10 protein-coding genes are annotated in these 14,628 nt (G+C 59.9%); 3 read left to right on the forward strand and 7 right to left on the reverse strand.

The window, feature by feature from the left end:
* Positions 1 to 246: 246 nt before the first annotated feature.
* Together GVL50_RS15060 and lpxH are read left to right on the forward strand one after the other, a co-directional pair.
* A complete protein-coding gene (locus GVL50_RS15060) occupies positions 247 to 753 on the forward strand; it encodes a peptidylprolyl isomerase (RefSeq protein WP_053121679.1) in 507 nt (168 codons plus the stop codon).
* Positions 750 to 1,496: a UDP-2,3-diacylglucosamine diphosphatase gene (gene lpxH, locus GVL50_RS15065; protein WP_159813927.1), complete on the forward strand. Its 747-nt coding sequence runs from the start codon at positions 750 to 752 to the stop codon at positions 1,494 to 1,496. The genes GVL50_RS15060 and lpxH overlap by 4 nt, the downstream gene beginning before the upstream one ends.
* 168 nt (positions 1,497 to 1,664) lie before the next feature.
* Here lpxH and GVL50_RS15070 read toward each other — a convergent pair whose 3' ends face one another.
* The 7 genes from GVL50_RS15070 to GVL50_RS15100 form a co-directional block, all read right to left on the reverse strand.
* Positions 1,665 to 3,194, reverse strand: coding sequence for a DHA2 family efflux MFS transporter permease subunit (locus tag GVL50_RS15070; protein ID WP_053121684.1), 1,530 nt, complete (start codon positions 3,192 to 3,194; stop codon positions 1,665 to 1,667).
* A 328-nt stretch (positions 3,195 to 3,522) separates the two neighbouring features.
* Positions 3,523 to 4,725: an efflux RND transporter periplasmic adaptor subunit gene (locus tag GVL50_RS15075; protein ID WP_159813929.1), complete on the reverse strand. Its 1,203-nt coding sequence runs from the start codon at positions 4,723 to 4,725 to the stop codon at positions 3,523 to 3,525.
* Positions 4,726 to 4,740: 15 nt separating this feature from the next.
* Positions 4,741 to 6,210: an efflux transporter outer membrane subunit gene (locus tag GVL50_RS15080; RefSeq protein ID WP_159813931.1), complete on the reverse strand. Its 1,470-nt coding sequence runs from the start codon at positions 6,208 to 6,210 to the stop codon at positions 4,741 to 4,743.
* The gene (locus GVL50_RS15085; RefSeq protein WP_159813933.1) at positions 6,200 to 6,682 is read right to left on the reverse strand and encodes a MarR family winged helix-turn-helix transcriptional regulator; all 483 of its coding nucleotides are present in this window, start codon (positions 6,680 to 6,682) and stop codon (positions 6,200 to 6,202) included. The genes GVL50_RS15080 and GVL50_RS15085 overlap by 11 nt, the downstream gene beginning before the upstream one ends.
* A gap of 641 nt (positions 6,683 to 7,323) precedes the next feature.
* On the reverse strand, positions 7,324 to 10,998 hold the full coding sequence (locus tag GVL50_RS15090; RefSeq protein ID WP_159813935.1) for a translocation/assembly module TamB domain-containing protein: 3,675 nt from the start codon (positions 10,996 to 10,998) through the stop codon (positions 7,324 to 7,326).
* The gene (locus GVL50_RS15095; RefSeq protein WP_159813937.1) at positions 10,995 to 12,722 is read right to left on the reverse strand and encodes an autotransporter assembly complex family protein; all 1,728 of its coding nucleotides are present in this window, start codon (positions 12,720 to 12,722) and stop codon (positions 10,995 to 10,997) included. The genes GVL50_RS15090 and GVL50_RS15095 overlap by 4 nt, the downstream gene beginning before the upstream one ends.
* A gap of 66 nt (positions 12,723 to 12,788) precedes the next feature.
* The gene (locus GVL50_RS15100) at positions 12,789 to 13,439 is read right to left on the reverse strand and encodes an N-acetyltransferase (protein WP_159813939.1); all 651 of its coding nucleotides are present in this window, start codon (positions 13,437 to 13,439) and stop codon (positions 12,789 to 12,791) included.
* A 295-nt stretch (positions 13,440 to 13,734) separates the two neighbouring features.
* On the opposite strand from GVL50_RS15100, the gene xthA reads away from it, so the two are divergent.
* Positions 13,735 to 14,547, forward strand: a complete 813-nt coding sequence (xthA, locus tag GVL50_RS15105; RefSeq protein ID WP_159813941.1) for an exodeoxyribonuclease III — start codon at positions 13,735 to 13,737, stop codon at positions 14,545 to 14,547.
* Positions 14,548 to 14,628: the final 81 nt, after the last annotated feature.

Genomic DNA, 14,628 nt, shown 5'->3' on the forward strand with positions numbered 1-14,628 from the left:
ATCCTTGACTTACAGGTGCGCGGCCGCAGTGGGGGCCAGACAAAACAAAGCCGCTATCATAGCCGATGCTGTCAAGGGGCTGACAGAGCAGGCCCTATAAAGGCATGCATTTAATCGCCGGGATTTGAAAAACTGCCTCGAAATTCGCGCCTGTCACGCTAAACTGCGCATATTGGCCCACGCTGGCTGAACCGGTTTGGGGGCTCGATGTCCCAAAACCACGAATTCCTCTAAAGAGAAGCGATCATGACTCAAGTCAAACTGACCACCAACCATGGCGACATCGTCATCGAACTGAACGCTGACAAGGCGCCGATCACCGTCGCCAACTTCATCGAGTACGTGAAAGCCGGTCACTACGAAAACACTGTTTTCCACCGTGTCATCGGTAACTTCATGATCCAGGGCGGCGGTTTCGAGCCAGGCATGAAAGAAAAGAAAGACAAGCGTCCAAGCATCCAGAACGAAGCTGACAACGGTCTTTCCAACGACAAGTACACCGTTGCCATGGCCCGCACCATGGAGCCGCATTCGGCTTCCGCGCAGTTCTTCATTAACGTTGCCGACAACTCTTTCCTCAACCACAGCGGCAAGAACACTCAGGGCTGGGGTTACGCGGTATTCGGTAAAGTGACCGCCGGCACCGACGTTGTCGACAAGATCAAAGGCGTGTCGACCACCATGAAGTCCGGCCACCAGGACGTACCAGCAGACGACGTGATCATCGAGAAAGCCGAGATCATCGAAGCGTGATATTGCTGATTTCAGACTTGCATCTGGAAGAGGAGCGCCCGGACATCACCCGGGCGTTTCTGGATTTGCTCGCCGGACGCGCCCGCTCGGCGAGTGCGTTGTACATTCTTGGCGACTTCTTTGAAGCGTGGATTGGCGACGACGCCATGACGCCCTTCCAGCGTTCCATCTGCCAGGCCCTGCGCCAATTGAGCGACAGCGGCACGGCGATTTTTCTGATGCACGGCAATCGCGACTTCATGCTCGGCAAGGCGTTCTGCAAAGAAGCCGGCTGCACGCTGCTGAAAGATCCGAGTGTCGTGCAGTTCTACGGCGAGCCGGTGCTGTTGATGCACGGCGACAGCCTCTGCACCCGCGACGTCGGCTATATGAAGCTGCGCCGCTACCTGCGCAATCCGCTCACGCTGTTTATCCTGCGCAACCTGCCACTGAGCAGCCGCCATAAACTGGCGCGCAAACTGCGCAGCGAGAGCAAGGCGCAGACGCGGATGAAGGCCAATGACATTGTTGATGTCACGCCGGAGGAGATTCCGCGGATCATGCAGGAGTTTGGGGTGAAAACCCTGATCCACGGCCACACCCATCGCCCGGCGATTCACAAGTTGCAGATTGGTGATGAAGCGGCGAAGCGGATTGTGCTGGGGGATTGGGATCGCCAGGGTTGGGCGTTGCAGGTGGATGAGAGCGGCTATGCGTTGGCGCCGTTCGATTTCGCCCCACCGCTGGCATTGCCGCACGGCTGAAGATCGCCACCCCCTCACCCCAACCCTCTCCCGAGGGAGAGGGAGCCGATTTGTGGGCTTTTCAAAACCTGAGTTCGACTCGGTATTGCAAGTCGGTGTAGTTCAAACATCCATCTCGGTCAGTCCCCTCTCCCTCCGGGAGAGGGTTAGGGTGAGGGGCTTTTGACCTCAGTGCCCCGAAGCGGCAGGCCCTGCCTTCGCGGCAAACGGCGGCTTCGCCAGCCACACAATCAAAATCAACCCCATAAACCCCCACCCCAGCAGCGTGAAGTAATCCACGGTCGACAACATGTACGCCTGACTGGTCAGCACATGATCCAGCTGCGCATACGCCGGGTTGCTCGCCCCGCCCAACTGGTTCAGCGCCTCCCGCGTCGCCGGTTCATACGTGCTGATGCTCTCGCTCATATACGCATGATGCTGGTCAGCCCGACGAATCCAGATCCAAGTAGTCAGCGAAGCCGCGAAGCTGCCGCCCAACGTCCGCAGGAAGGTGGCAAGACCGGCGCCGTCGGCGATCTGGTTTGGTGGCAAGTCCGACATCAGAATGCTCAGGGTCGGCATAAAGAACAGCGCCACGCCAATGCCCATGAACAGTTGCACCAGCGCGATATGCTGGAAATCGACTTCGTTGGTGAACTCGGCGCGCATGAAGCAGCTCAAGCCAATCGCCAAAAACGCGATGCCGGCGAGTAACCGCAAGTCGAACTTGTGAGCGTACTTGCCGACAAACGGCGACAGCAGCACCGGCAGAATCCCGATCGGCGCCACGGCCAGACCGGCCCAGGTCGCGGTGTAGCCCATTTGCGTCTGCAACCACTGCGGCAGGATCAGGTTGATGCCGAAGAACCCGGCATAACCCAACACCAGCACCAGCGTGCCGATGCGGAAGTTGCGGTAAGCGAACAGCCGCAGATTCACCACCGGGTGGCGGTCAGTCATTTCCCAGATCACGAACACCGCCAGCGCCACCACGGAAATCGCCGCGCCGATGATGATGAAATTCGACTCAAACCAGTCGAGGTCGTTGCCCTTGTCGAGGATCACCTGCAAGGCGCCGACGCCGATGATCAGCGTGATCAGACCGACGTAGTCCATCGGCTGACGGCTGGTTTCCACCGGCCGCTTGGCCAGTTGCGAACGCACCACCATCACCGCAAAAATCCCGATTGGCACGTTGATGAAAAAGATCCACGGCCAGCTGTAGCTGTCAGTAATCCAGCCACCGAGAATGGGGCCTGCAATCGGCGCGACCACCGTGACCATCGCCAATAACGCGAGGGCCATGCCTCGCTTCGCGGGGGGATAGACCGCGATCAACAGGGTTTGCGTCATCGGATAGAGCGGCCCGGCGACCAGGCCTTGCAGGACGCGGAAGCCGATCAGTTCCGGCATCGACGTCGAGATACCGCAGAGAAACGAGGCCAGCACGAACAGAATCGTCGCCCAGAGAAACAGTTTCACCTCGCCGAAACGCCGACTGAGCCAACCGGTCAACGGCAGCGCAATCGCGTTACTCACGGCAAACGAAGTGATCACCCAAGTGCCCTGCTCCGAACTCACCCCGAGGTTGCCGGAAATCGTCGGCAGCGCCACGTTGGCGATGGTGGTGTCGAGCACTTGCATGAACGTCGCCAGCGACAGACCGATGGTGCTGAGCAACAGGCTGGGCGGCGTGAAAGAAGCGTTATTGCTCATTGTGAATCCTTTGGAACCTGATTAGCGCCGCATCTGTTACAGATGCAGCAGCCCTGTGGGAAGCAATCTTTGTGGTAATGAAAATTTTCTGTGGCCTGAGAATTTATGGTGGAGAGTGAATTCATTGTGGCGAGGGGATTTATCCCCGATGGACTGCGCAGCAGTCCCGTCTTTTCTGAATCAAAAGCAGGGCCGCTCCGCGACCCATCGGGGATAAATCCCCTCACCACAATAAATCCCCACTCAACAGGTAATTCCTTTTCCTCAGACAAATCCCTGGCCACAGGTAAAACCTGGATCCCCAAGCCTGTTCCCACAGGGGGACGTATCAGCGTTGCGCGGTTTTTCTCGCCGCAGCGCTGTTGTCGTGGATCAGTTGCGCGATCATCGCGTCGGCGTCGGCCAGTTGCTGATCGTAGATATTGGTGGTGAACGAGGCCTTTTGCGGTGGCTGCTGCGCCAGCATCGGGCCGCTCTGGTCGTGCAGGTTCACTTCAACGTTGGTCGACAGACCAACGCGCAGCGGGTGCTTGGCCAGTTCTTCGGCGTTGATGTGGATGCGCACCGGCACACGCTGAACGATCTTGATCCAGTTACCCGTGGCGTTCTGCGCAGGCAGCAGCGCAAACGCACTACCGGTACCGGCGCCGAGGCTGTCGACGGTGCCGCTGTATTTCACATCGCTGCCGTACACATCGGATTCGATATCCACCGGCTGACCGATGCGCATATCGCGCAGTTGGGTTTCCTTGAAGTTGGCGTCGATCCACAGTTGATCCAGCGGAATCACCGCCATCAGCGCAGTACCCGGTTGCACACGCTGACCGAGTTGCACGGTGCGCTTGGCCACGTAACCAGTGACCGGCGCGATCAAGGTGCTGCGCGCGTTGGTCAGGTAAGCCTGACGCAATTCAGCGGCGGCTTGCATCACGTCCGGGTGCGAGGAGACCACGGTGTCATCGACCAGCGCGCTGGTGGTTTTCAATTGCTGTTTGGCATTGGCCAAGGCGTTTTGCGCCGAGGTCAGGTCGTCGCGAGCGTGGGACAGTTCTTCCTGAGAAATCGCGCCGCCAGCGGCAAGGTTCTTCCGGCGATTGAAGTTGTCCTGGGCTTTCTGAACTTCGGCCTGTTGCGCGTTGACCTGGGCTTTCATGCCATCCACGTTGCTGTACAGACCGCGCACCTGACGCACGGTGCGCGCCAGTTTCGCTTGCGCACTTTGCAGGCCGACTTCCGCGTCGTTCGGGTCGAAGTTGATCAGCACCTGACCTTCGTGCACCAGATCACCGTCGTCAGCACCGATGCTGACCACAGTGCCGGTGACCAGCGGCGTGATTTCCACGACATTGCCGTTGACGTAGGCATCGTCGGTGCTTTCGTTAAAGCGCCCGATGAACTCGTGATACGCCCACACGCCAGCGCAGGCGAGCAGGACGACAACGGCCAGCACCACCAGCATCACTTTGCGTTTGCGCGGGTTGCCGTTGTCCGGGGTGTTGTCTTGAGCTTGAGTGTTTTCGGCAGTGGCCATGACAATTACCTTGAATTAGTTGTGCGGCGTGGCTGGGGTGGCGTTGGCTGCGCTCAGGGTCTGCCCCTGGAAGCCGCCGCCCAGCGCTTGCATCAGTTGAATCGACAGGTCGATCTGCTCGGCATTGAGGTTGGCCAGTTGGCGCTGGGCCTGCAGCAGTTGCTGCTCGATGCTGAGCACGTCCAGGTAGTTGCCGATGCCGGAACCGTAACGCTGGACGACGGTGTTGTAAGAATCCTGAGCAATCTCGGTGGCGTGTTGCTGCGCGCCGATCTGCCGGCCGATATCACGCAACTGGTTGATCGTGTCGCTGACATCGCCCAGTGCTTGCACCAGATTTTTGTTGTACTGCGCCACTGCCAGATCGTAATCGGCGTCGCGCGCGTCGAGGTTGGCGCGCAGGCGTCCGCCGTCGAAGATCGGCACCGAAATGGTCGGGGCAATGTTGAAGAAGCGACTGGCCGAGCCAAACATCGCGTCACCCAACAAAGATTCGGCACCGGCCGAGGCCGACAGGTTCAAGTTGGGATAGAAGCGGGTTTTCGCCGAGTCGATGTCTTTGCTCGCCGCTTCTACACGCCAGCGTGCGGCGACCAGATCCGGACGACGACCCAGCAGCTCGGCGGGCAATACCGACGGCACTGCGACGGCACTGGCTTGCAGGACTTTCGGCCGGGCAATTTCATTGCCGCGATCCGGGCCTTTGCCGAGCAGTACGGCCAGCGCAATTTTGGCGCTGTTCAGGCGCTTTTCCGCGTCGATCAGGTTGGCCTCAGAAGTGGCTTCCAGACTTTGCGTTTGTTGGTATTGATACTGGCTGTCGATCCCGGCGCTCAGGCGACGCTGGCTCAAGTCGAGCATTTGTTTGGTGCGTTTGAGGTCGTCGTTGGACAGGTCATAAACGATGTGCGCCTGACCGAGATCGCTGTAAGCGCGAGCGACGTCGGCAGCGAGGGTCAACTGTGCCGCCTGACGATCGACTTCGGCGGCGCGGGCCTGACCGAGTGCCGCTTCCCAGGCATCGCGCTGGCCGCCCCACAGATCGAAGTTGTAATTGAAACCGGCGCTGACATTACGCACGGTGGCGTAGGCATCGCCCTGCCCCAGCGGATCCTGATCCTTGGCCAGGCGCGAGCGGCTGATGCCGGCGCTGGCGTCGAGGGTCGGATAGCGTTCGGCATCGGCGGCATAGGCGGCGGCGCTGGCCTGGTGGGCGCGCGCTGCGGCGATCTGCATGTCCGGGCTGTCGTGCAGGGCTTCGCGGATCAAGCCGTCGAGTTGCGGATCGCCGAGGCTGGTCCACCAATCGCTTTTCGGCCATGCAGCTGGCGACAGGGTCACGCCGTTGAGGGACTGGCCGACTTTCAGGTTTTTCGCATCAAGGTTCTGGCCTTGAGTGTCGAGGCCGCTGTAGTTGGCGCAACCGGCGAGGATCATCGCCGACAGCACCAGCGTCAGGCTGCTGCGCAAGGTTTTACCGCTCATTGTGTTCACCTAACCGCTGGATAGTGATCGGGTCACCGGCTGCCAGCAGGATTTTCTTGAGGATGTATTCCAGGGTCTTCAACTCGTCCGGAGTGACGGCGCCCGCCAGTTCATTCATCGCGTTGGCGCCGATGTGCGGCAGGCGATCGGCCAGTAACTGGCCTTGCTCGGTCAGGGTCAGTTGCACCTGACGGCGGTCGCCTTCGCTGCGTTGGCGAGCCAGAAAACCTTTCTGCTCCAGACGATCGAGCATGCGCGTCATCGAACCGCTGTCGAGCGACAGATGCCGGCACAGTTCGGCCGGGGTATCGACGCCGTACTGGGCCATGATGATCAACACCTTGAACTGCGCGGCGGTGATGCCGTGGGGTTCCATGTGGGTGTCGATGATCCGGTCTTTGAGCAGCGCAGCACGGCCAAGCAACAGGCCGAGATGGCAGTGTTTGAATTCGTCCGGGGTGAAATGCTTCATTTGCTCACCTAATAACTGCCTAGGCAGTGAATGTATGTCGAGATGTTACTGCCTAGGCAGCGAATGTCAACGCAATAGTTAGGTTGCTTAGCAATTAGTTGACCAGTGGGCTTGGTTTTTGTGTTGCCCCGTGCGGACGCCTTCGCGAGCAAGCCCGCTCCCACACTGGATCTCAGTTCGACGCAAATTTTGCGTCTGTTGGAGATCCCCTGTGGGAGCGGGCTTGCTCGCGAAGGGTACAACTCGGTTTAGGAGGAAGCGCGGTCTAGAAATCGCGCTTGTAGAAGATATGGCTTGGTCTTTGTGCTGCCTGCGCGGACGCCTTCGCGAGCAAGCCCGCTCCCACACTGGATCTCCGTTCGATGCAAATTTTGCGTCTGTTGGAGATCCCCTGTGGGAGCGAGCTTGCTCGCGAAGGGTGCGACTCGGTTTTGGAGGGAGCTCGGTTAGAAATCGCGCTTGTAGAAGATATCCAGCCAACTCGCGGCTTGGTTTTTGTGCTGCCCGCGCGGACGCCTTCGCGAGCAAGCCCGCTCCCACACTGGATCTCCGTTCGACGCAAATTTTGTGTCTGTTGGAGATCCCCTGTGGGAGCGGGCTTGCTCGCGAAGGAAGCGACTCGGTCTAGGAGGGAGCGTGGTCTAGAAATCGCGCTTGTAGAAGATATCCAGCGAACTCGCGACGCCACTCGCCGCTTCGACGTAGACTTTTTTGCTCAGCTTGTAGCGCAAGGCAATGGTGCTGGCCGGTTCAAACACGCCAACGCCATAACGCAAACTGAGCTTCTCGGTAATGTTGCCGCTGGCCACCACGCTGGTGGCATCGCCGCTGCCCGCTGTGTCGAGCTGGAAATCCTGAATCCCGAGATCCTTGGCCAGGCTGCTGGTCACCCCGGCGCTGCCCATCAAGCCCAACCCCAACGCCGCTTGCGCGAGCATGTTGTTGTCTTCGCCGTTGGTACTCAGCGGACGGCCGAGTACCAGATAGGACAGCGCCTGCTCCTGGCTCATCGCCGGTTCGGAGAAGATCTGCGTGGTCGGCTGTTCGGCGCTGCCGCTCAGGCGGATACCGGCGATCACGTCGTCGGTCTGGCGAATCGCTTCGATGTCCAGGTATGGCTGATCGATGGGCCCGGCGAACAGCAGGCGCGCACGCCGCACGGACAGGCGCTGACCGTAAGCACTGTATTTGCCATCGTTGAGCCACAGCTCGCCACGGGTGTCCATGTTGTCGCCGATGTGCACATGCCCCTGCACATTAGCGGTCAGGCCAAATCCGGCGAAGGCGAGTTTGTCGTCGCCAACCTCCACGTCGATGTCCATTTTCATGGCCATCGGCGGTTTGCCCTCTTCGGTCTGCGCGCCGACGATGATCGTGTCGTCAGAGACTTTCACCGTCGATGGCGGCAGTTCACGCACGGTGATTTCGCCTTTCGGCACCCGCACTTTACCGGCGATTTTCAGCTCATCGCCGGCCATGGAAATTTTCAGATCCGGCGCCATTTCGAGTTTGGCGTACGGTTCGACAGTGACCGGCAACTGCGTGCCTTTCAGCGCCAGATCGACCACCAGCGCCTGACCCCAGGCGACGTTACCGTTCAAGCTGCCCTGCCCGCTCTTGCCGCTTTTCCAGCCGCCGTCCAGACGCACCGATTCACCGGCGATCAATGCGGTGAGTTGCAGATCTTGCAGCTCCATCGGCAACTCGGCGCCGGACATTTCGCCGTCACTGAGTTGCACCGTGCCGTTGACCAGCGGCGCCAGCAGGCCACCGGAAATCGTGCCGCTGCCGTTCAGGCGCCCAGTGAGTTTCTCGACCATCGGCACAAACGGCCGCGCCACCGACAGATCCAGACCGGTGAGGCGGAACGAGCCGCTCAGCGGTTTGTTTTTCGGCAGCGGGTTGAGCTGCGCCTGCACCATCAGTTCGCCGAGCTTGCCGCCGACGAAATTGAGGTCGGTGTCGACGCGCTTCGGTGTGAGTTTGCTGGTGAGCTTGAGCGTCTGGTACGGGAAGTCCAGCCACTGATCCTTTTCTTTCATGCGCAAAGTGCCACCGCTGGCATCGACGCTGATCACACCGTTCGGGCCGCTCGCCGGCAAGTCCAGTTGCAGATCGGCATTGAGCTTGCCCTGCCAGGCGAAGTCTTTTGGCAACCATTGCGCGAGGCTTTCAATCGGGAACTGCTTGAGGTGGTAGCGCAGTTTCGGCTCCGGCATCAGCCGTTGGTCTTCACCGCACAGGCTGGCATTGCCGGACAGCCAGCAATGCGCGCCGAAGTTGATTTTGCCGTCAGCCAGACGTTCGAGTTTGGCCGGGTTTTGCAGCTTCCAGTCCTGGCCACCGGCCTGAATATCACCGCTGGCCAAACGGCCGCGCCAGTTGCCCTTGTCCAGATTGCCGTCGAGACCGAGGGCCAGTTTCAGCTTCGGCCCGAGCAGGTCGAGGCTGAGTTTCTGGCTCTTGATGTCGCCTTGAGCGCTGGCGGTCAGCGTGCCCAAAGACGTATCACCGGCCTGAATGCCACTGCCCTTGAGGTCGATTTTCGCCCGTTGCGCACTGTCGAGGGTGGCGTCGAGGTTGAGGCTTTGCAGGCGATTATCCTGGAACGCCAGTTGTGAACCTTGCAGACCGAGTTTGCCCTGCGGGGCTTTCAGCGTGCCGGCGACGTCGACGCGGCCATTAATCTGCCCGCGCAGTTCTGGCCAGAGCTGGGCCAGACGCGCCAGTTTGATGTCGATCTGCCCGGTGAGTTTCTGTTGCAGACTGCCCTTGCCGTTGATGCTGTTGTCGCCGAGGCGGATTTGCAGGGCATTCAGGTTCCACTGTTCGCCAGCGCCGTCGGCCTTGGCTTGCAGGATCGCCGGTTGCCCGCGCAGTTTGCCTTTGAGGTCGAGGTCAGCGGTCAGGCTCAGGCGCTGGTTTTTCATCTCGCCTTTGCTTTTCAGCGGCCCGGCCAAGGTGCCCGGCAACTCGGCGACCCAGTACGCCGGGTTCAGCGCCGACAGATCGAGCGCCGTGTCCCAGGCGATGCCGTCGGCGAACTGCACGTTGACGTGCCCTTCAGCCTTGCCCTGCCCCGCTTCCATTTTCAGTTGCGGCAAAGCGATCTGTTTCAGGTTGCCGCTGAACGGACTGCTCAGAGTGAACGCGCCCGCCGGGCCATCCAGTGCGGCGGCGAAGTTGCCGAGGTATTGGCCGTCGGTGTAGGAGACTTCGCCAGTGAAGGTACGCAAAGCGACTTGCGGCTCGTCGATTTCGTTATAGAGCCGGTGCCACGGGAAATCCTGCCAATTGATGTTGGCTTGGGCCGTGAGGCCTTTGCTCCAGTCGACGCTGCCGGTGAGTTTGAGGCTTTGCTTGTCGTTGGCGCTCAGGTCGAGGCCGGCGATTTGCGCGCCGTTGGCGTCAACTTTGCCTTTGAGCAGCAGCGCCACCGGGCCTTTATCGGCGGGCAGCGCAGCGTTGCCGTTTAACTGGTAACCGTTTTTCAGGTCGCCTTCGGCGGTCAGCAGCAGTTGATTGAGTTGAAGGGTGTCCGGCAGATCCGCGCTCGGTTTGAACGCGTCGCTGGTGATGCGCAGCTTGGCCGGCAGGTTTTCCACCAGTGGTTGCAACTCGCCGTTCAATTGGCCGTCGAGGTAGCCACGACTGTCGGCGTGCAGGTTGAGGGTTTTCAGCAGGTCGCCGTCGATTTTTAGCGCCAGCGTCCATGGGCCCTTATCCGGCGATGGCAACGTCAGGTCACCGGCGATGTTCAGCGGCCAGTTACCGCTCGGCGCGAGGGTGCCGGACAGGTTCAGGCTGAGGTCGTCGCGCTGCAATTTGATGCTTTCAATCTGCATGCCCTGCGCCGTCCAGTGCGCCGCCAGTTGCAAGCCCTTGAGTTGCTCGCTGCCGTTGAACAGCAGGCTACCAACTTGCACGTCGCCCAGCTCGATGGCCACCGGCAATTGCAGATCCGGCAGTTTGATCGGGCCGCTTTCAGTGGTTTCTTCACTCGGCGGAAATTGCAGGATGACCTGATCAGCCTTGAGCTGTTCGATGCACAACGTCATGCGCGTCAGGCACAGCGGTGACCAGGCGAAGATCGCCTTGTTCAGCTCGACGCGGCTGGTGTCTTGCTGCCAGAGCAGATGATCGGCGCTCCACTGACCGCCGAGGCGACCCTGAAAATTCTCGACGCTGAGGCCCGGCACCAGACCCAACACCCAACGGCTGCCGGCCTGCGTGCCGAGCACCGTGGCGACGCTCAATACAATCAACAACACCAGCGCCAATAGCGTGAGTGCCGTTATTTTCAAACCACGCTTCACAGCTCAGGCCCCATGGAAAAGTGCAGCCGGATGCCGCCATCGTCGTCGAGTGCATGGGCCAGATCGAGGCGGATAGGCCCGACCGGCGAGACCCAGCGCACACCAATACCGACCCCGGTCTTGAGGTTCGGCAGTTCGAGTTTATTGAAAGAGTTGCCCTGATCGACGAAGGTCGCCACCCGCCATTTCTCGGCGATCGAGTATTGGTATTCGACGCTGCCGGCGACCATGTAACGGCCACCGATGCGATCGCCCTCGGAGTTTTCCGGGGACAGGCTCTGGTAGTCGTAACCGCGCACGCTCTGATCGCCACCGGCGAAGAAGCGCAGCGATGGCGGCACCGATTTATAGCCGTTGGTGGCGCTGCCGCCGACCTGCACGCGACCGAGCAAGCGGTGTTTGTCGAACACCGTGGTCAGGCCTTTGACCAGCGCGGTGCCATATAGAAGGTTGTTATCGGAACCGAGGCCTTCTTTCGCCACTTTGCTTTCGAAGCTCAGGCGATAGCCGTTGTGCGGGTCGATGCGGTTGTCGCTTTTCAGGTACGAGTAGCTGATGCCGGGCATCAGCAAAGTACTCAGGCCTGAGTCGTCACCGAGTTCGTACTCTTCGCGCTGCCATTTCAGCGAGATCACCCGCTGCCAGCCGCTCGGCAATTTGCTGTGCCATTCCGGGCCGAAGGTCAGCAGCTTGCTCAACGTGTCGGAACCGTCGATGTCTTCAAATTGATAACCGCCGGCCCAGCGCAGTTTGTCGGTCAGTGGCGGGTCGAGCGGGATGTCGTAGAACAGCCCGACGTTTTGCCGTGGCGCCGAGAGTTCGGCCTCCCAGCCATAACTGTCGCCCTGCGGGTTGACCCAATGACGCGTCCAGTTGGCTTTGATACGTGGGCCGACGTCGGTCGAATAACCAAGGCCGAGGCCCATGGTGCGCGGTTTGCGCGTGTCGAGTTTGACGTCGACCGGGATCACATCATTCTTCGCGGCAGTCGGTGCGGCATCGACGCGCACGCCTTCGAAATAGCCGCTCGATTGCAGGTCGCGGTTGAGTTCGGCGATCAGCTCCGAGTCGTACGGCTCGCCTTCCTTGAACGGCACCATGCGTTGCAGCAGGTCTTCGTCGAACGGCGTGTCGCCTTCGAATTTGACGCGGCCCAGCGCGTAACGCGGGCCGCTGTCGTAGATCAACTCAACATCGGCGACACCCGCGCGCGGGTCGACCAGGAGTTTTTGGCTGGTGAAGTGGCCGCTAAAGAAACCGAAGCGTGAAGCCTGATTCTGAATAATTCTTTTGGCGTCTTCATAACGCCCATGATTGAGCACCGCGCCGGACTTGAGCACGTCGCTTTTCGGAACACGAAAGGATTTGAGGGAGGCAGCCGGGCCGTCAACGCGGATGGTGACGTTGCGCAGACGAATCGGTTCGCCGGGATCGATGTTCAGCACCAGGCGCGGTTTTTCGCCGCCCTTCACGTCACTTTCAATCTGCGGCTGGTAGTAGCCCAACGCCTGGGCCGCTTTGCGCGCCTGCTCTTCGGCACCGCGACTGAAGCGCAGCAAGGCTTCTTCGTCACGGTCACCGAGGCTGCCGATATAGCCTTCTATATTGGCCTTCAGTTCATCGTTGGACGGTTTGATCCGCACATCCAATTCACTTTGCGCCAGCGCCGCGCAGCTGGATAACAGCATGAGCACGCCACTGGTAAATCTTCCTGGAAACTTCATAGGCGCGGATGCTATCACGAGCTTGGGAGCGTGATAGATCAAGACTTGTCCCGAAAAGTTCGACGCTTAAGCAGTCGCCGTTTGTAACACTTGCGGATTGGCGTGGAAAAATACGTGTTCTCGCACCGGGCCGACGGCAACCTCGCCGATCTCCTCGTAACCCTGCCTTTTATAGAATTCCAGATAACGTGGATTGCCGGTGTCGAGCACCACGCCTTGCGAAGTTTCATCGACGGCGCACCAGTTGTGCACGGCGGTCAGCAGTTGCTCGCCAAAGTGTTTGCCCTGGAACTGCGGATGAATGCCCAGCAGCGGCAGCATGTGCACTGACTCGGTCGGCACGCACGCGGAAACCGCGTCGTGGTATTCGAGATAGCGGCGGGTGCAACGGAAACCGGTGCTGAGCACCATGCGCAGGCGCCAGGCCCAACTTTCGGTGATGCCCAAGCGTCGTTGCGGTGGCGCGATCAGGGCGATGCCGATCAAGCGGTCGTTGACCAACAGGCCGATGGCCGGCAACTCCTGGAGGAAATGTTGTTTGACCAATTCACGCACGGTGGCGCGTACGCGTTGTTCGTAGCCTGGGCGCTCGGCTTCGAACAGGTAGCCGAAGGTCGGTTCGTGGCGGTAGGCCTGATAAAGCAGCGATCGGGCTTCGCGGGAATAACCGCGGTCGAGCATATGAATGTCGGCGATGGCGGTCTGGGTTTCAGGCATGACAGTGATTCTCCCCGGGGCGCGTCAAATGGCGGCGCTCTTGTTGGTACGAACCTTTTGGCGTTGGCACAGTTCCCCACAGGTATAGACCAACTCGGGATCTTCATCGATTTTGCTGGCCTCTTCGCGAGCAAGCCCGCTCCTACATTTGGAATGCATTCCCGTGTGGGAGCGGGCTTGCTCGCGAAGAGGCCCTCAAAGGCGACACAAATCCCACAGCCAAAAATGATTTCTCCCACACTGGCCCATCTCCCCCATGTCAGCTAGCATCGCCCTTTTGCCAGGACTGCCGACCATGAAGATCGTTTCCTTCAACATCAACGGACTGCGCGCCCGTCCGCATCAGCTGGCAGCGCTGATCGAAAAACACCAGCCGGACGTGATCGGCCTGCAGGAAACCAAAGTCCACGACGACCAGTTCCCGCTCGAAGAAGTCCGCGCCCTCGGCTACCACGTGTACTTCCACGGGCAGAAAGGCCATTACGGCGTAGCGATGTTGTCGCGTCAGGAACCGATCGCCATTCACAAGGGTTTCGCCACCGACGACGAAGACGCCCAGCGGCGCTTTATCTGGGGCACCTTCGCCGACGCCAATGGCGTGCCGGTGACGATCATGAACGGCTATTTCCCACAGGGCGAAAGCCGCGACCACCCGACCAAATTCCCCGCCAAGCAGCGTTTCTACAGCGACTTGCAAGCGCTGCTGGAAAGCCAGTTCCACAACGAACAACCGGTTGTGGTGATGGGCGATGTGAACATTTCCCCGGAAGACTGCGACATCGGCATCGGCCCGGACAACATGAAGCGCTGGCTGAAAACCGGCAAATGCAGCTTCCTGCCGGAAGAGCGCGAGTGGATGGCGCGCCTGAAGAATTGGGGCCTGACCGACAGCTATCGCCACCTCAACCCGGACGTGACCGACATGTTCAGCTGGTTCGATTACCGCAGCCGTGGTTTTGAAGATGAGCCGAAGCGCGGGCTGCGCATTGATGTGATTCTGGCGTCGCATGGTTTGTTGCCGCGGGTGAAGGCGGCGGGCGTGGATTATGAATTGCGCGGGATGGAAAAGCCGTCCGACCATGCGCCGATCTGGCTGGAACTGGCCTGATCTTCCTAACACCTGAAATCCCCTGTGGGAGCGGGCTTGCTCGCGAAAGCGGTGTATCAGACAAACATTTGTCACAGATAC

This window comes from Pseudomonas sp. 18058, from assembly GCF_902706155.1.
Taxonomy (GTDB): domain Bacteria; phylum Pseudomonadota; class Gammaproteobacteria; order Pseudomonadales; family Pseudomonadaceae; genus Aquipseudomonas; species Aquipseudomonas rustica.

Excerpts from the sequence above, each read along its gene's own strand:
- GVL50_RS15060 (WP_053121679.1), top strand. The coding sequence starts at position 247 with ATGACTCAAGTCAAACTGACCACCAACCATGGCGACATCGTCATCGAA.
- GVL50_RS15070 (WP_053121684.1), bottom strand. The coding sequence starts at position 3,194 with ATGAGCAATAACGCTTCTTTCACGCCGCCCAGCCTGTTGCTCAGCACC.
- GVL50_RS15075 (WP_159813929.1), bottom strand. The coding sequence starts at position 4,725 with ATGGCCACTGCCGAAAACACTCAAGCTCAAGACAACACCCCGGACAAC.
- GVL50_RS15080 (WP_159813931.1), bottom strand. The coding sequence starts at position 6,210 with ATGAGCGGTAAAACCTTGCGCAGCAGCCTGACGCTGGTGCTGTCGGCG.
- GVL50_RS15085 (WP_159813933.1), bottom strand. The coding sequence starts at position 6,682 with ATGAAGCATTTCACCCCGGACGAATTCAAACACTGCCATCTCGGCCTG.
- GVL50_RS15095 (WP_159813937.1), bottom strand. The coding sequence starts at position 12,722 with ATGAAGTTTCCAGGAAGATTTACCAGTGGCGTGCTCATGCTGTTATCC.
- GVL50_RS15100 (WP_159813939.1), bottom strand. The coding sequence starts at position 13,439 with ATGCCTGAAACCCAGACCGCCATCGCCGACATTCATATGCTCGACCGC.
- xthA (WP_159813941.1), top strand. The coding sequence starts at position 13,735 with ATGAAGATCGTTTCCTTCAACATCAACGGACTGCGCGCCCGTCCGCAT.